21 protein-coding genes are annotated in these 16,852 nt (G+C 39.8%); 6 read left to right on the forward strand and 15 right to left on the reverse strand.

Translation table 11 applies throughout. The annotated features are described in order from the left end of the window. The 5 genes from G4Z02_RS02030 to G4Z02_RS02050 are packed head-to-tail and all read right to left on the reverse strand — an operon-like array spanning nt 1 to nt 3,461. Entirely contained in the window at nt 1-1,149 is a 1,149-nt protein-coding gene (locus G4Z02_RS02030; protein ID WP_258878193.1) for a lysophospholipid acyltransferase family protein, read from the reverse strand. Between the two features lie 41 nt (nt 1,150-1,190). After that, the gene (locus tag G4Z02_RS02035) at nt 1,191-1,637 is read right to left on the reverse strand and encodes an NUDIX hydrolase (RefSeq protein ID WP_258878194.1); all 447 of its coding nucleotides are present in this window, start codon (nt 1,635-1,637) and stop codon (nt 1,191-1,193) included. A 1-nt stretch (nt 1,638) separates the two neighbouring features. Next, nucleotides 1,639-2,160: a GNAT family N-acetyltransferase gene (locus G4Z02_RS02040; protein WP_258878195.1), complete on the reverse strand. Its 522-nt coding sequence runs from the start codon at nt 2,158-2,160 to the stop codon at nt 1,639-1,641. Continuing rightward, entirely contained in the window at nt 2,157-2,696 is a 540-nt protein-coding gene (locus G4Z02_RS02045) for an NUDIX domain-containing protein (protein ID WP_258878196.1), read from the reverse strand. Before G4Z02_RS02045 ends, G4Z02_RS02040 begins: the two co-directional genes overlap by 4 nt. A 57-nt stretch (nt 2,697-2,753) precedes the next feature. After that, entirely contained in the window at nt 2,754-3,461 is a 708-nt protein-coding gene (locus tag G4Z02_RS02050) for a DUF554 domain-containing protein (protein ID WP_258878197.1), read from the reverse strand. A gap of 100 nt (nt 3,462-3,561) precedes the next feature. On the opposite strand from G4Z02_RS02050, the gene G4Z02_RS02055 reads away from it, so the two are divergent. Both G4Z02_RS02055 and G4Z02_RS02060 read left to right on the forward strand, forming a co-directional pair. Then, nucleotides 3,562-3,840, forward strand: a complete 279-nt coding sequence (locus G4Z02_RS02055; RefSeq protein WP_258878198.1) for a GNAT family N-acetyltransferase — start codon at nt 3,562-3,564, stop codon at nt 3,838-3,840. Continuing rightward, entirely contained in the window at nt 3,840-4,157 is a 318-nt protein-coding gene (locus tag G4Z02_RS02060; RefSeq protein ID WP_258878199.1) for a YciI family protein, read from the forward strand. Before G4Z02_RS02055 ends, G4Z02_RS02060 begins: the two co-directional genes overlap by 1 nt. Before the next feature lie 18 nt (nt 4,158-4,175). Here G4Z02_RS02060 and G4Z02_RS02065 read toward each other — a convergent pair whose 3' ends face one another. From G4Z02_RS02065 to G4Z02_RS02105, 9 genes are all read right to left on the reverse strand, one after another. Further along, the gene (locus G4Z02_RS02065; RefSeq protein WP_258878200.1) at nt 4,176-5,411 is read right to left on the reverse strand and encodes a 6-phosphofructokinase; all 1,236 of its coding nucleotides are present in this window, start codon (nt 5,409-5,411) and stop codon (nt 4,176-4,178) included. A 105-nt stretch (nt 5,412-5,516) separates the two neighbouring features. Then, the gene (locus G4Z02_RS02070; protein ID WP_258878201.1) at nt 5,517-6,752 is read right to left on the reverse strand and encodes an MFS transporter; all 1,236 of its coding nucleotides are present in this window, start codon (nt 6,750-6,752) and stop codon (nt 5,517-5,519) included. Nucleotides 6,753-6,851: 99 nt separating this feature from the next. Then, a complete protein-coding gene (locus tag G4Z02_RS02075; RefSeq protein WP_258878202.1) occupies nt 6,852-7,445 on the reverse strand; it encodes a hypothetical protein in 594 nt (197 codons plus the stop codon). Then, nucleotides 7,442-7,915 carry a flavodoxin family protein gene (locus G4Z02_RS02080; protein WP_258878203.1) on the reverse strand — a complete coding sequence of 158 codons (474 nt, stop codon included), beginning with the start codon at nt 7,913-7,915 and terminating at the stop codon, nt 7,442-7,444. The genes G4Z02_RS02075 and G4Z02_RS02080 overlap by 4 nt, the downstream gene beginning before the upstream one ends. A 43-nt stretch (nt 7,916-7,958) precedes the next feature. Next, the gene (locus tag G4Z02_RS02085) at nt 7,959-9,137 is read right to left on the reverse strand and encodes a cation:proton antiporter (protein WP_258878204.1); all 1,179 of its coding nucleotides are present in this window, start codon (nt 9,135-9,137) and stop codon (nt 7,959-7,961) included. A gap of 23 nt (nt 9,138-9,160) precedes the next feature. Next, nucleotides 9,161-10,132: a PTS sugar transporter subunit IIC gene (locus G4Z02_RS02090; protein ID WP_258878205.1), complete on the reverse strand. Its 972-nt coding sequence runs from the start codon at nt 10,130-10,132 to the stop codon at nt 9,161-9,163. Next, nucleotides 10,116-10,556: a 2-thiouracil desulfurase family protein gene (locus G4Z02_RS02095; RefSeq protein WP_258878206.1), complete on the reverse strand. Its 441-nt coding sequence runs from the start codon at nt 10,554-10,556 to the stop codon at nt 10,116-10,118. Before G4Z02_RS02095 ends, G4Z02_RS02090 begins: the two co-directional genes overlap by 17 nt. 10 nt (nt 10,557-10,566) lie before the next feature. After that, nucleotides 10,567-11,178 carry a DUF6198 family protein gene (locus G4Z02_RS02100; RefSeq protein WP_258878207.1) on the reverse strand — a complete coding sequence of 204 codons (612 nt, stop codon included), beginning with the start codon at nt 11,176-11,178 and terminating at the stop codon, nt 10,567-10,569. 34 nt (nt 11,179-11,212) lie between these two features. Beyond that, nucleotides 11,213-12,208: an aspartate-semialdehyde dehydrogenase gene (locus tag G4Z02_RS02105; RefSeq protein WP_258878208.1), complete on the reverse strand. Its 996-nt coding sequence runs from the start codon at nt 12,206-12,208 to the stop codon at nt 11,213-11,215. A gap of 156 nt (nt 12,209-12,364) precedes the next feature. Between G4Z02_RS02105 and G4Z02_RS02110 the strand changes: the two genes are divergently transcribed. Continuing rightward, complete coding sequence (locus G4Z02_RS02110; protein WP_258878210.1) at nt 12,365-13,501, forward strand: M20 metallopeptidase family protein; 1,137 nt, start codon at nt 12,365-12,367, stop codon at nt 13,499-13,501. After that, nucleotides 13,494-14,624, forward strand: coding sequence for a pyridoxal phosphate-dependent aminotransferase (locus G4Z02_RS02115; protein WP_258878211.1), 1,131 nt, complete (start codon nt 13,494-13,496; stop codon nt 14,622-14,624). Before G4Z02_RS02110 ends, G4Z02_RS02115 begins: the two co-directional genes overlap by 8 nt. Nucleotides 14,625-14,638: 14 nt before the next feature. Here the strand turns inward: G4Z02_RS02115 and G4Z02_RS02120 are convergent, their stop codons facing one another. Next, complete coding sequence (locus G4Z02_RS02120) at nt 14,639-15,556, reverse strand: oxidoreductase (RefSeq protein ID WP_258878213.1); 918 nt, start codon at nt 15,554-15,556, stop codon at nt 14,639-14,641. Between the two features lie 86 nt (nt 15,557-15,642). On the opposite strand from G4Z02_RS02120, the gene G4Z02_RS02125 reads away from it, so the two are divergent. Together G4Z02_RS02125 and G4Z02_RS02130 are read left to right on the forward strand one after the other, a co-directional pair. After that, nucleotides 15,643-16,575, forward strand: coding sequence for a hypothetical protein (locus G4Z02_RS02125; protein ID WP_258878214.1), 933 nt, complete (start codon nt 15,643-15,645; stop codon nt 16,573-16,575). Nucleotides 16,576-16,633: 58 nt separating this feature from the next. Next, nucleotides 16,634-16,831 carry a (2Fe-2S)-binding protein gene (locus G4Z02_RS02130; protein ID WP_258878215.1) on the forward strand — a complete coding sequence of 66 codons (198 nt, stop codon included), beginning with the start codon at nt 16,634-16,636 and terminating at the stop codon, nt 16,829-16,831. Nucleotides 16,832-16,852: the final 21 nt, after the last annotated feature.

Here is a 16,852-nt window from a genome sequence, read left to right on the forward strand (position 1 = left end):
CTAATATTTTTCTTGTACAGCACGTAAAAAGCTGCTGACGTATTTGTGGGTTTTGATTAAATAATGCTTGGTTCCGACATTAAAGTTGAAATCACGACGCAAGGTAATGATTGGCGTTTTAATATCGTTACAATCAATGATTTCGTTGTAGTCGCCTTCAAGGATGAACTGGTGATCTTTGTAGGTAATGGTCCCTTCTCCTAGTTGTTCGTATTCAAAGGTGTCATCATCAACAAGTTGCATCGTACAAGGAGAGGTAATCACTTGACGGCGTAAATCTTGATCAAATTGTCGTTGCCAGTGATCCCATTCAACGGTGTTGTCAAAGGTAAATCCTTCGATAAATCCATACTTATTGACATGTCCTTTTGTATGACAGTGGTTACACCAAATCTCATTGCCTTTGGTTTCAATCGCACTGAATGATTGACACTCAGGACAAACATAGAGAATGTTTTCTAATCCTTCTGCTAGTTCCTTACCAGGATGGGGAATCATCACTTGGCGTTGATACTCATAATCGTTGTGGTACAACCGATCGTTGATGATTGTACTAATTTCTTGCAATGATAAATCTTTAACTTTATCTTTGGGTATCGCAATATCATAGGTTAGATCAATCCGACGATTCTTCCGCTTTCCAGTTGCCCATCGAGGTTTTGAGAGATACCCACCTTTGAAGTGTACTGTAACAACGTCGATTTTGAGTTTCTTAATCAGTTTCATCGTTGATTCTTCGATGTAGGTTGTCTCACCGTTAAACGTTGTATTTCCTTCAGGAAAGATACAGATGGGGTAGCCTCGCCGTACCGCTCCGATTAACTCACGGGCACTGCGAATATCACTTGCGCTCTTCGTTTTGGGAATGGCATGAGCGATTTTGGATAATAAGAACTTTGTCGGTTGTTTGACAAACAAGTTATGTGACGCAATAATAAATGGTTGTTTTTTGATCGGTAGTGGTACATGGACCACATCAAACATAAAGGTATGGTTCCCTAATAGCACATATGGTTCCTTCCGTTTTGGATCAAAGCCGCCATGAAAATGATATGTTGATTTCATGTCAAATTTCATCCAGATATGGACAAGTGGTTTTAATATCGCCATACGACGATCTTGGCGTTTGTCTAGTTTTGATTTTTCCATAAGTGTGCTCCTGAAATGAATTGTTTTTATTGTATCATACTTTATTCATTTGTACCAAAAAAATCATCGATTGCTTGTTTGTGATCAACTGCACCAATCTCTGGTAATTCACTGTATTTGAAGTACTTCAGATCAAGGGTCTCGTCTCCATCAATAGTCAAACTTCCTCTGCTTACTTGAGCGTGATACACAAAGCAGATTACGTGTGCTTGATCGCCATTTGGCCAGACTTTGTTGCGATTGTAGTAGGGGCCTAATAACCGATCAATTGTGATGTGTAGTCCGGTTTCTTCAAAGACTTCACGGACACATGTTTCTTCCAATGTTTCACCGAGTTCCATGATGCCACCCGGCAACCCCCATGTGTGATCATCCCCACGCAGTTGGAGTAAAATGCGATGGTTGTGATCGGTAATGATTGCGGCTGCGGCATTCAGTACAATCTTGTTGGTTCCAACAAGAGATCGGATATAGGTAATGTAATCCATGTTATAACTCCTTCTCCAGCTGAATATCATAGGGTTCATGTTCGTAAATGGACTGAATGATATGCTTTGCAAGGGTGCAACCAATCGCTTGATAGAACTGCTGTGCTTCAACGCTGGGATGGGTACTGATATATAGTTTTGTCCCCCCGAGTTTCTTGGCGGCGTGTTCAAGTTCTTGAAAGAGTTTCTTCCCTATTCCTTTGTTACGGTATGGACGCGATACGTGAATATAGGGTAAATGAATGTACATGTCATCGTATAGATGGGGTTCTAGATTGCCAAAGGCAATGACTTGTTCGCCATCTTTCACAACGATGACAACGCCACCTCGCAAGGTACAATCGTGTAAGTACGTCGCGATATCTTCTAGCTTGTCCTTGTCCCATGATTCGATGAAATGAAGGTCTTTGATATCGAGTTTGTTTTCATTCATATAATATACTTGTGTCGTTTCCATATAGCGATCAAAACCATATAATAGCGTTTGATCAATATCGTCTTTTGAGAGTTGAATCATGTTCATGTGCGATACCTCCGGAGATATTCTTGTAAAGCAATAATCGTTTTTGCATCGGTGATTTTGTTGGTTTTTAGGAGATGCTCTACTTCTTCTTGATCGCAGATAAAATATTCGATGAACTCATCATCATCGGATTCGATTGGGTTATCTACTGGATAAATGTCATAGGCGAAAAAGAGTTCAATTAATTCGTTGCTATATCCGAGACAATTATGGATATCAATAAATTTTTCATACCGTTTTGCCTGATACCCGGTTTCTTCTTCGAGTTCTCTTGTAACACAGTCCAATCCTGATTCATCTGGCGAATCTTTTTTACCTGCGGGAATCTCAATGGTTACCTTGTGGATGGGATAGCGAAACTGCTTGATTAAGAGTACCTTGTGGTTATTTGTTATCGGTAATACTGCAGCAGCTCCTGGGTGTTCGATGTAGATTCTAGTACTTTTTTTATTGTTTGGTAACAACACTTCATCCTCATACAAATCCATAAAGAAGCACGAATAGATTTTGTTGTGTGATTGTTGTTGTTCGTTCATACCAACACCTCCTTTATTTCATTATACAAAAAAAACTGTGTATTGAATATACACAGTCTAAAATATCCATTGAATCACATCTTGAACATAGGGCAATATCAGAAAGTAGACTACGGGAATAAAGATTGCTGGTAGTAAATCACCGACATGAATCTTTTTGATATCGAGAAGGGTAATCCCAATGCCCATAATAATCACATTCCCAACAGCATCCATTTCCGTTGTAAGTTCATTGATTAATAACGGTTCTAGTTGGATACCCAGTAAGACAATTGCTCCCTGATAAATCAAGACAGGGATAGCTGAGAATATCACGCCATACCCGAGAGTTGCGGTGAAGATGATCGCAGTGACACCATCTAAGATGGATTTCACAAACAACGTGGAATAATCCTGATGTACACCAGCTTGAATACTACCTAAAATCGCCATGGCACCAACACAGTAGATCAGCGAAGCCGTCACAAATCCTTTGGCGAAGGAGCCTTCTTCACGACTGAACTTGTCTTCAATCTTCGTCCCTAAATCATCGAGACGTTTCTCAATTTGAATCAATGCTCCAATGGTACCACCAATAGCAAGTGAAATCACAAGCAACAAGACGTTGTTTGTTTGCATCGCCCCCATCATTCCAATGACGATAACACTAAGACCAATCCCTTGCATAATCACGCGTTTGACATGGTTGGGAATTCCTTTTTTTAATAACAAGCCAATCAAACCGCCAATGACGATGGCTGCGACATTAACAAGTACTGCGAGCATAGATACCACCTCAACTTCTTAAAGAGAATTATATCACAAAACACTTTGTTTTCAAACCAGAGTTTTATATAGTATAATACAAGTAATAGGAGGTATGAATATGGAAATCAAACGTGGAAAAGGTAAATTTTATATCGGTGAATCAGAACAAGATTTTATTGCCCATATTACATTTAAAAATGGAGGAAACAATGTCATCATTGTCGATCACACCTTTGTCGATCCATCCTTACGAGGTCAAGGAATCGCCGCAAAGTTAATGAAAAAAGTTGTTGATATGGCGCGTGAGGAAAACTTAAAAGTTGTCCCAGTGTGTTCGTATGCTGTGACTGCTTTTAAACGCAACAAAGACTATCAAGACGTCTTATTAAACAAATAATGAAGGAATATGTCTACAAATTAATCTTGGTTGATCGACTGTTTGTCGAAGACAATTGGACGGACGAAGATGAAGCGATTATTGGTCGTCATTTTGCTCACTTGCAAAGCTTGCAAAAAAACAATCAACTGATTCTTGCAGGAAAAACGGCGGGATTAGACAACAATACGTATGGACTTGTATTGTTTACTGCCAAGGATGACAAAGACGCAGAAGCGATCATGAACCGTGATCCCGCGATTGTTGAAGGGATCATGACGGGCACATTACAGGAATACAACGTCGCATTATTCAATCCGACATACAAAAAGGAATGACCGAGTCATTCCTTTTTGTTATTCCACAGTGTTCACTTGTAATGTAGAAAACTGTTGCAAACCATTCTTAAATTTCGGGGTATTGTGACCTTTGATTAATGGCAATGCATAATCGATAAATTCCTGGGTTACACCATTTCCATCTTCATTAATCATTGTCTTGGGGATGGTACGTTCGACATTGGCGATTTCACTTAATGGATGTTTCCCATATTTAATTTTGTATTCATCACCTTTGACGCGAGTCATGGTCACCATGACACCATGTTCACCTTTGACAGCATACCGTACAGCCCGGCGTCCCACTTCAATCGCTTCATCAACATCGACTTGGCTTTGCATATGCGCAGCGGCACGTTGTGTTGTCCCAAGTTCAATTGTTCGGGATGATATCCGCATTTCACTGTTTAAGATATTGGATAGTTTGGAACTGACACCACCCAGTTGGAAATGGCCAAAGGCATCTTTTAGACCACTACTGGATCCGATTAAGATTCCTTCTTCATTGATTAACCCTTCACTAACAGCAATCAAGCATTGATGGTTAGCCCCATATACCCGACGTACATCAGCCTTGAATTTTTCAATTGAGAATGGAACTTCGGGTAGGTAGATTAAGTCCGGTCCGTATCCTGTAACCGAAGCCAAGCTTGCGGCAGCAGTTAACCATCCGGCGTGGCGTCCCATAATTTCTACGATTGTGACTTTTCCTTTGGGATAGGCCAACATATCATAAGCTACTTCTTGCATCGTATTGGCCACGTATTTTGCAGCGCTTCCGTATCCTGGGGTATGGTCGGTAAACGGTAGATCATTATCGATCGTTTTTGGGATTCCGACAACAACGATATCATAATCAACGTGTTTCATATATTCCGCAATTTTATAACAGGTATCCATTGAATCATTTCCACCATTGTATAGGAAATAACGGATATTGTATTTACGGAAAATGTATAACAACCGGATATAGTCGGTTTCATCTTGTTTGAAATCCAGCATTTTATAACGCACACTACCGAATGCACTTCCGGGGGTATGCTTCAAGAACTCAATGTGATCGGGATCTTGTTTGGTCATCGCAAAAAACTCTTCGTTAAGCGCACCTTGAATCCCATGACGCATAACGTAGACTTCTTCAATTTCGTCCGTATTCTTAATGGCTTCAGTGATGACTCCATATGCCGAAGCATTGATGACACTGGTTGGTCCACCGGATTGGCCATATAGTAAGTTACCTTTTAATTTACTCATTCGTATCACTCCTAAAAAATCTCTACATTTCTATATTATCATAAACGTGTAATTTTCAAATACAAAATCGAAAAAAACCACAAACGTTTTCGAAAACGAACATTGTTACACTCGTGAAGTACGTTGAAATTGGGAGAATAGATAAATCGATACCATGACAATCCCGACTAAGAGAAACGTTACACCAAACGAAAATTGATCGCTGAGGTATCCCAAAATCGGTGCGAACACAATAATGAAAATCGACGTTAATTGGGAATCAATGGATAACACGCTCGCCCGTCTTGCGGGATCCGCATGATCGCCAATGATTTCAACCATTAATGGTTTCCGAATATTGAGTAATACATAGAGGAGAATAAATCCAATGAACACCACGAGAATATTCGCAACAAAGAGCCCAATCATAATCGATACAACTCCGCTTAGAATCCACATCAAATTGGTTAAGAAATCGTGATTCGAAAAACGAAGTAGCAGATAGGCATACCGCGAGGATATCGCACTGATGAAGAAGATGATCGCATACATGATTGCAGCGTAGATCTCGACATGTTCTGCAGCACTAAATCCTTCAAATAGTAAGATTGTTAATGGGATGGACACCAAAATCAACTGAATAAAATCTTTTAAAATTTTGAATCCCGCCATATAACTTGAGGACCGCAATAAAATCCGTCGCATCGGTTTATCATGCATCACATAGCGTAAGGTTTCTTTGGTTTCATATGCAAATTCACGCATTGTGAAGGTGTCACTTCGCTTGTCGTTTAATTCATTGGGATAACTCAGAATCAATAGAATATCCATTAGATAGGGAATAATCGCCAAAAAGAATAAAAACTTTAACTCGGGAATTGCAATCACCAAATAAATCGTGAACAAACTCGATATCATTGAACCAATCATCGAAAAGGAACGCGTTTTCCCATAGGTTTTACTCTTTTCATCACTGCGATTATGTTGATCTAAATAAAGCAATATCATCGCTTTATGCGTTCCACTGCGAAACGCTTCTCCCAGGCCAAACAAAATCATTGCAATAATAAATACGCCAAACGTTGTTCCTATCGCAAAGATGAAAAAACTAATGATGTAAAAGATGAAACATAGGATCAATTCGGTTTTCTTTCCATACCGATCGGCAAAGACACCAGATGGTACTTCAAACACGTAAATGATGAGCTCTCGAATCGAATAAAGCAATCCAATTTGAAACGTACTGATTTGATTACTGGCAAGATATATCAATAAAACCGGGTCAAAGAACCGGAGGTTTTTAAAGAATCCATAAAAGCCAAACTTAGTAATCTGGCGCTTGTATGAAGGGGAATATTCCATTGTATCACCTATCTCTATTATAGTACGGAAAACAAATTTTACCAGTCGCAATTAAAAACGTGTAGCGAAAAGGCTACACGTTTATTTGTTAGAAGTAAATTATTGAAATTTTTCGGAATTAAATTGCGAAATCTGATCGATTCGTTCGGCGACTTTCGATAAGGAATCGTCAATGTTGTTGAATTTAAATTTATACACCACACCATGGGGCATCGGCCGAACCATTACAAAGCATTGTTGATAATCACCATCAATGAATTTATCACGACGACGACGCTTGATTTCTCCATAACCGATAAATAGATCTTCGTTAATTTCAAGGGCAATTTCTTTATTCGCAGCTCCTGCTAATAACCCTTTATATACGATGTGATCATCATAGAAACAAAGAAGTCCTTCTTCTTTTACAAACGTACCACTTACCATCAATGAAACATTAAGATGTGGAACTTGTTCCTCAAAGTTCTTTGTTTTACGCAAAACTCCTTTGGTTTGTAACCACAGGATTCCATACGATAACACAAACAATAATATAAACACGACAAGGAATGTGACGAAGGCTGCACCAATTTGGCCACTAAATAACACGACGATAAACAATACAAATGATAACACAAAACTATAGAACAATGGACGACGTAAAATCAATTCTTTCTTTACTTTTTCATAGGCTTCAAATGGAACTAAATTCATACCGTTTCCTCCTTCGATCGACAGATCATTGTTACCCATTTTCTGACATCTTCTTCAATGGTATCCACTAGTGGTCCTTCACTATCTTTGACACAAAATTCACCACTTGGCAATCGCACATTTAATTTCTTTTTGCGTGCGATTTTCTCAAGCGTATCATTGCTGTAGCCAAACCACTTCATCATCTTGTGAACAAATCCTTGCTCGATGGTTGTAGGATCTACACGCGTATCAAAAAAAGCAATCATTCTTGTAGATTCATTACCAAATGACTTCACCAAATTAACAATTGGCTTGGTTGGTCGAAACGCTCTCGTTGGCGATCCGATAATAACCATGTCGTATCCTATAACCGAATGAACATTATTAACATGCTGTAACTCTGCATCCGCACCACAGTGTTGTTGAATCATTTTTGCAACCTTTTCTGTATTCCCAAAGAACGTCGCATAAACAATCAAGATTTTCATCCTACCACCTCCACTTCTATTGTACAAAAGAAAAAAAGGATTTTCATCCTTTTTTTAAAAATCGTTTGTGCGTTATATCGATTCCAATCGCTCCAATTGGTGCGGTAATGATGATACTTAAGACAGCGATGGCCAAGATTAATTCACCATGGGGTACGCCCATTTCAAGTGGAATTGCACCAATTGCTGCTTGTACGGTCGCTTTCGGAAGATAGGAAATCCCACTGAATAATCGCTCTTTTTGGTTGAGGGTCGTTCCCAATAAACACACTTGTGTTCCACCAAAACGAAACAGCAACTCGATGAATAACAATAGCAACGCAATCCCTCCTGCGGTAAAGGCCAACTCGATATCCACAGCTGCCCCGACCAAAATGAATAAGAGGAGTTCGGCAAAGACCCAAACGCGATTAAACTTATCACGCAGTCGTAACGCTCGTTCTTCCGATTGATTCAAGAAGGTAATACCAATCACCATCATTGACAGTAAAGCACTGAATGGAACAACGGTATTGATTGGTTCTTCATAGACGTATAAGAATAACGATACCCCTAAGATCACCAGTACTTTAATCGTATCACGAACACGGAATACCGCGAAGAAGGCAGCAAGTCCGACACCAATTACAATCCCGATCACAATCCCAATGACGATTGCAACAGGTACCATCATCATACTAACAAAGGAAAAGTCGCCACTTTGATACATCCCTAAAAACGAAGCGAAAAGAACAATGACATAAATATCATCAACACTCGCACTGGCCATAATCAATTGGGGGATCTTTTTGTTTTGGCCATAGTCTTGTTCCATTAATGCAATCATTTTTGGAACGACAACTGCGGGACTAACGGCGGCTAAAACACTTCCTAAAATCGCAGCCTCCATATAGCTAATATCAAAGAGTAAGGGGGCGAAAATGACAACGGCGATTAATTCCAATGTCGCCGGAATAAACGACATCAGCAAAGCCGGTCTTCCGATTTTCTTGAGGTCTTGAATGTCGAGTGAGAGACCTGCACGTAGTAAGATTACAGCTAGGGCAATCCGTCGCAAATCGGAACTCACGGTCAAAATCTCATCACTGATTAAATTAAACACAAATGGTCCCAGTAAAATACCAGTAAGGATCATTCCGATAAAACCAGGTAGTTTAAATTTCGTAAACAACTCTCCTAAAAGAATTCCAATGGTAAACATTAAGGCAATACTTAGTAACATGATTCAACCTCCTCAAAAACGAATTATTCGGTTTCAGTCGTTTTTGAACGAATAAACAGAGCTAATAATACGAGGGACGTACCTACCCCAATCACATGGGATACGATATACAGTAATTTATAATTTACGCCAATAATGCCGGGTAACGACACCACAAGTAAGATGTTCTCAATCCCAAACAAGACAGCACTTGCACTCCCGATAACAGCGCCAACTAACAAGATTGGAATGTACATATGAGGGCGTTTCAAAGCAATTGGCAACGACGTTTCGGTTAAGCCAAACAAACTCCCAATGACAAGCCACTTGATGTTTCCTCGTTCTGTAGTAGTGTAATATTTTTTAAAGAGTAATAAACTACACAATATCACCATCGGTGGAATAACAACACTTACCATAAGAGGACCGGTAATGTGATAATACCCATCGGTATAAAATTGAACAGCAAACCCAAATGATAACTTATTAAAAGGTCCCCCTAAATCAATCGTATTTAACATTGCTAAGATGACGACAATCAATAATGTTTCCTCAGTACCAATATGGGCCACATACGTGTTCACTTGATCGAGTAGAAACACGATTGGTGGAGCAATGAGATACGTCATCAATACATAGGTCATTGCAGTAATAAGTAATAGGGTAATCACTCCCTTAATATCATACAAATGCGGCTTCTTATCGCGAAAGAAATGAGTACTAGCATAGAGATAACTATACCCCAAGATTAACCCGGCAAAAATTCCACCAAAGATACCTACACCAAGCGGATTGATCAAGATCCCAATCAAGAGTCCAGAAGGAAGTAATATCCACGGTTTAATCGCGTGAGCAATCGCTGCGGTTAAGAGTGGAACAATCGTCCATAGAATCCACGTTGGGACATCACCTAAGGACACCAGATTGGTGTCAATCGCCAAACTAATCGAATACAAGATAATAACGGGAACAACAATTCGAAAGGCAGCGATAATCGGATCAAAAATCTTGTTCATAATAGTCCTTGATATACTCCTCAATCGTGATGACACGAATGCCGTGTTGTTCCAATAACGACGTCGTGATTCCTTGTCCTTCGATTAACCGTCCAGAAAAGGTTCCATCGTATACTTGTTTCGAACCGCAAGATGGACTGCGCGCTTGTAATATAGCGATAGTGACATGATTCTCTTTTGCAATTTTCAGTGTTTTTTGCGCACCGTTCATAAAAAAATGTGTGACATCTTCTCCGGTTTTACTGAAGACGCTGTCACCAACAATTTCAGACGGAATCCGCGGAACTGTCATCCCCCCTAAGACTTCGGGACATACGGGGATGGCGAGGTTGTGATCAACAAGTTGTTTCGCTACTTCATGGAAGTTATCGTTACCATCGTATTTTACTTGTTCACCGATGAGACAGGCACTAATCAAATACATCGAACTCCTCCTACAAATACCGAATAACGTATCGATCATACAGACCCATAATCGATCCACCTAAGACAATCGTAAGCACGGTTCCAATGCCAATATTGGTGATCCCGCCACTTAGCAATCCAAAGATAACCGCAACGAGAAAAGCACAGCCATACGCGACGTAGGTACCAATGATTACATTGTGAAACACATCTTGCTGCAATACCCGTAAGAAGACATCCATCGGATGAACAGCAGTATTAATATAGAGATGAATCGAAATCGAGAATAACAACACCAACATCCCGATGATGTTCACTAGTAAACGCATCGAAAACGACCAACTTGACATATCGGGTAACATCACGATAAACATGTCCATGATCGTACTAAATGAAACCAAAAAAACCAATGAGAAAAAGATCTCATAAAGGATTACTTTTTTATGAATAATGATCGCAATGATGAAAAAGACGATACTCACGATCATAAATGCCAAGCCTGGTGTGATCGCATCGGATATGGCGCTGACATTTGCAGCAGCACTACCCCATGCACTCATCCCAATCGTACTCTCATACATCATCGCACTCCCTAGTCCATTCCCCAATACAGCGATGATCAGATAGATGAATTTTCGCATCTATATCACCTCAGTTCAATTGTACCATATATATTTATTTTCTAAGTATCTTCTTATCGACAACTTCCAGTATTTGGATTGCGTTTAATGCGGCCCCTTTTCGGATATTATCCGCACTGCAAAACATATGCAGGAGACACGGGTTATACAAATCTTTACGAATCCGGCCAACCACAATCGCATCTTGATTGGCTGCGAATAAAGGCATCGGATATTGTTGTTGTTCTGGATCATCAATCACTTCAATTCCTGGTGTTGCATGCAACTGCTCACGCAATCGTTCAAGATCGGGTTCCTTTATGAGTTCGATGATCATCGACACGCTATGAGCATGCTTCACCGGCACACGCACGCACGTTGCGGATACAGCAAGATCGGGTTTGTGTAGAATCTTTTGTGTTTCTTGAATCATCTTGTGCTCTTCAAAGGTAAAATTGGTCGATTCAAATCGATCAATTTGCGGAATCACATTGTTGTAAATTGGGTAGGGGTAGAGCTGTGGAGATTCTCCTTCAGCGGTTCGGTCGAAATCATCAATTCCTTGTTGTCCACTACCACTCACGGCTTGATAGGTTGTATAATCCACTCGTTTGATATCCCATAGGTGTTGCACAACAGTCAAAGGAACAACGGATTGTATCGTCGAACAGTTCGGATTGGCGATAATGCCTTGGTGCTGAAGTACATCGTCTGGATTCACTTCAGGTACCACAAGCGGTACCTGGGGATCCATACGAAACGCCGAACTATTATCAATCACAACCGCCCCAATCGATACAAAATCACGAGCAAAGGTTGTACTTACTGTGCTACCGGCACTAAAAAGAGCAATATCAATATCTTTATCGATGATATTTGCTGTGGTTGTCTCCATCACGGTATAGGATTGATCTTGAAATGTGACAACCGTTCCCGCACTACGCTTTGATGCATATAGATACAACCGATCAATGGAAATATTTCGTTCATCGAGAATTTGGAGAAAGGTTCTTCCCACAAGTCCCGTTGCACCAACAATTGCAATATTCATCCAACCACTCCTTAAATGTTCGGTATCTTGACCTTATGATATCACTGATTTTAGGGTTCTGTAAAGTTCTCTTGTGACAATCTTTTCGCAAACTGTACATAATTTTGTGTTGCACCGTTTCACGTTATGGTATATTTTAAGTATAAGGTGATCAAAATGACAAACAAACTACAACAATTTCGGGAAGATTTACACCAGATTCCCGAAACCAGTTTTACGGAATTTAAAACGCAAGCATACCTACAAAAAGCTCTACAAGCTATGGGCTACCAACCACAAGTTATTGCAACAACAGGACTCTATGTTTATCTGGATCAAGGACATTCTACATCAATTGCATTTCGGACGGATATTGACGCATTACCAGTACACGAAGAAACCGGTGTCGGTTTTGCTTCTACGCATGATGGATATATGCATGCCTGTGGCCATGACGGTCACATGGCAATGATGCTTGGGGTTGCTGATTACTTACAAGCCAAACTAGATCAACTCCAAAAGAACGTGCTTCTGATTTTTCAACCCGCAGAAGAGTCCATTGGTGGTGCCAAGCAAATCGTGGATACTGGTTTACTGGAACAATGTCACGTGGAAGCCATCTTTGGTATTCATTTGTTTCCCGAGATTGAAGAAGGTATAATCGCTTCAAAACCGGGTCCTTTTATGGCGATGGCGAATGAAGTGAATGTCACTGTTATCGGTACTAGTGCCCATGGTGCAATGCCTCATAAAGGCGTTGATGCGAATATTATTTTGGCAAAATTACTCGTTGATTTTGAGACGATACAAACACGGATGATTTCACCGCTACAACCGACCATCATGACGTTTGGCCATATTCAAGGCGGCCATGTTCGAAATCAAATCAGTGATCGAGCGATTATGGAAGGCACGATTCGTTCGTTTGACAAGACCGTACAAGAACAGATGGTCCAAGCGATGAATCAGTTCGCTAGACATTATGAACAACTCTATGGTTGTACAATTACAATTGACGTAAACGATGGATACTTACCCGTCATCAACGATGAACATCTCTATCAAACATGGAAAGACGCATTATACGAGTTTCCACTACACGAATTCAAACAACCGTTTATGATTGCCGAAGACTTTTCGTTCTATGGTGAGGTTGTTCCCAGTGTATTCTTCTTTGTAGGAGCAAAAAACGACAAACAAGGTTTTACATATTCCCTCCATCATCCGAAGTTTAACTTTAATCCTCAGGTCTTACAAGTTGGTCTTAAAGCCTATCAAACACTCCTTAAGAAACTAGGTGTCCTACATGAGTAAATTCATCAAACAAGAGGTACAAGAGATTGCGATTAGCGGAATTCGCCAGTTTAATCAAAAAGCCGAAGACGTTGAAGGCGTGATTAAACTGACGCTCGGTGAACTCGATTTCAACACGTTTGATCATATTAAAGAAGGGGTATCGTGGGCAGCCGAACATAACAAAACTCGCTATACGCCAAACGCTGGATTGGACGCATTACGTAAAAAAATATCCTATCGCTATGAACACTATAATGCGGAAGAAGTCATCGTTACCGTGGGAACAACCGAAGGAATCAGTATCATCGTCAAGTCCTGTATCGGGAAAGGCGATGAAGTCATTATCCCGACACCAGGTTATGTTGGGTATGAACCATTAATCAAAATTGAACAAGCCACAGTTCGCGAAATTGATCTCAGTACAAGTGATTTTCGAATCACCAAAGAACAACTAGAAACCGCATATAATGAAAACACCAAAGCGATCCTAATTACCAATCCCAATAATCCAACAGGAAAAGTATTAACGATGACGGAAATGGACTACATCAAAGACTTCGTTCTCAAATATGATCTTCTACTAATTGTCGATGAAGTCTACAGTGAAATTGTCTTTGATGGTACCTTTACATCCTTCAGTGTTTATTCGGAATTAAAGGACAATATGGTGTTGTTGGACGGATTCAGTAAATCCCATGCGATGACTGGGTTTCGGATTGGCTACATTGTCGCTGATATTTTAATGATACGTCAACTGCTAAAAACACATCAATATAGCGTTACTAGCGCAACATCACTATCCCAATATGCAGCTTTAGCAGCCAAGGATGAGGACAGTCTGTTCTTGGTACAAGAATTACGCAAACGACGAGATTTTCTCTGTCAAGAACTCGACCGTTTAGGGCTTGCTTATGTCTATCCCGAAGGGGCGTTTTATGTATTTGTGAACATCGCTGAATACAGCAGTTCCTCCATCGCATTTTGTGAACGATTGCTCTATACCTATAAAGTGGCTACAATCCCTGGTGAGTCGTTTTTAGGTCATCACAATGATTACATCCGCATCTCCTATGCACTACCTCTAGAAGAACTGGCCGAGGCGATGAAACGAATTGAATCATTTCTAAAAGAAAAACGCTGAGTTCAGCGTTTTTTTTAGAATGTGAATGGAGCGTATGTGACTTCGAGACTATAGTCCCATAACTGTTGCTGCAGATTGCGATTATGTGATCGTTTTGTCGAGGTGCAAACTACTGGAGCACCTTTTACTCCAAAGAGTTTATCAGGGCCATAGAATTGTCCGTTTTGAGCCATTGGATCAACCGCAGCACGAACACCGGGTAAACTTCCTTGATACGCACTTTGAGTAAACTTATTGGTGAGTGCGTGGAAGGCTTTGTAAACTCCGCGTTCATAGATATGATTGCCCAGATTGGTGGATGAAATACCGGGATGAGCCGCAAGAACTTTAACTGATAAACCCGCTTGTTCTACGTTATTAGCCAAATGGTACGTGAATAATAAATTCTCTAACTTACTGCGTCCATAGGCTAAAAATGGGACATATCCTTTTTTGTTTTTGTATTGTAAGTTCTTGAAGTTCATTGTACCAAAGCGATGGGCAATACTACTGATATTGACAATTCGCGGATCATTGCTTTGTTTCAATAAATCAAACAATAAACTTGTTAATAGAAAATGACCAAAATGATTGATTCCTTGTTGTTGTTCAAGTCCATCCGCGGTTTCACGGTATGGGGTCATCATAATCCCAGCATTATTAAGTAAGATATCAATGGTTTGATAGCGTTTATGTAGTTCATCACTGAACTTGTGTATGGATGAAAAACTTGCTAAATCGAGCGCAATAATGACTAGTTTTGCGGTCGGAACATCCTGTTTGATTGTATCGAATGCTGCCTCGGCTTTTTCCCGATTACGACAGGCCATAATGACTTCAGCATTCTTCTTTGCAAACAATCGTGTTGCTTCATATCCAATACCGGAGTTTGCTCCTGTTACGACGATTACTTTTCCGGACAAATCCGGCATATCTTGTTCGGTCCATTTCATACGATAACCTCCTAATTTTCCACTATATCATATCATTATTTTTTTCACTTTGCTAGTGGTATACTATGAAAGAGGAGGTGATGCATATGAGAGTCTATATTTCCTTTGGCTTACCGATTGTATTATTAACCATTGCATTTTGGTTTATCATCCGACAATATCGGATCATGTTTATCAATTGGCACAAGGAATTAAGTGTCAAAAAGATTGCCTTGTACAGTGGCCAAATCATTGTCAAAACAGTTGTCGTATTACTGTTAATCATCTTAATTCATAATCGATTCCACGAAGATCAATTACTGGAAGTATTGTTGTTTGTTGGTTTGCTGTTTACGTTTGCGATTGTCCAATCAGCGTATTCATTCAGTGGTTTTGTCGCACGCATTCATTATATCTATCGTTACGCAAGCACGTTTTTCAAACGTCATTCAGAGACGGCAAATGAGATGAAAGACAAATACCAAGGAACGATTAAATCGAGTTATTCCTATCTAATTAAGCTACTGATTCTCATTGCGTTCATTATTACCTTCTTGCCCAACATTACTTTGTTTGTGCTGTCTAATGTGGTGTATGTCATTGTCATTATTGGATTGCTATTGATCGCCGCATTACTGAACAATGTGATTTACTTTGGATTAACGACACTAATTATTTTCCAATACGATCCAGCAAGTATTTCACTTGTCGATGCCAATTACTTGGTGATGTCGGTTTCATTTATCGTACTCGCGATTGGATTTATCGTGGAAACCCGAATGGATAATCGAATGTTCTTTATCAAGGCGGTAAAAACGGTGAAATCCTTCAAGTTTTATTTAGGCTATGAGATGGTGTATGAATCCAATTCAATTATCATCTATCAAAATGTCATTAATCATTATTACTACTTCTATTATCGGATTACCGGACTCGTGATTGTGTATGACTCCTTGATGGATTTACGAGAAACCAAGTTCTTAACGTATAAAATGATTCAAAAAGGAACGCAGTACTTGCGAGCAAACGAAGAACTTTAAGCAGATTTACAGTGTCTATAAATGGATTATGATATACTACAGTTAAGTAGGTGAAAACATGGGTAAAAAGACTAAGGAAGAATACATCTGTTCGTGCTTCATGATCACAAAAAATGATGTCAAGGAGCATATTCAAAATGGCGTCTTAAAATATAAAGACTTACAGAAACTGACAAACATTGGAACCGAGTGTTCCAGTTGTAAGACCAAAACAAAAAAGAAATTTAAAAAATATCGAGAAAAACTAAGCGCTTAGATTTTGCGCTTTTTTTGTTAT

Source organism: Candidatus Xianfuyuplasma coldseepsis, assembly GCF_014023125.1.
Lineage (GTDB): Bacteria > Bacillota_I > Bacilli_A > Izemoplasmatales > Izemoplasmataceae > Xianfuyuplasma > Xianfuyuplasma coldseepsis.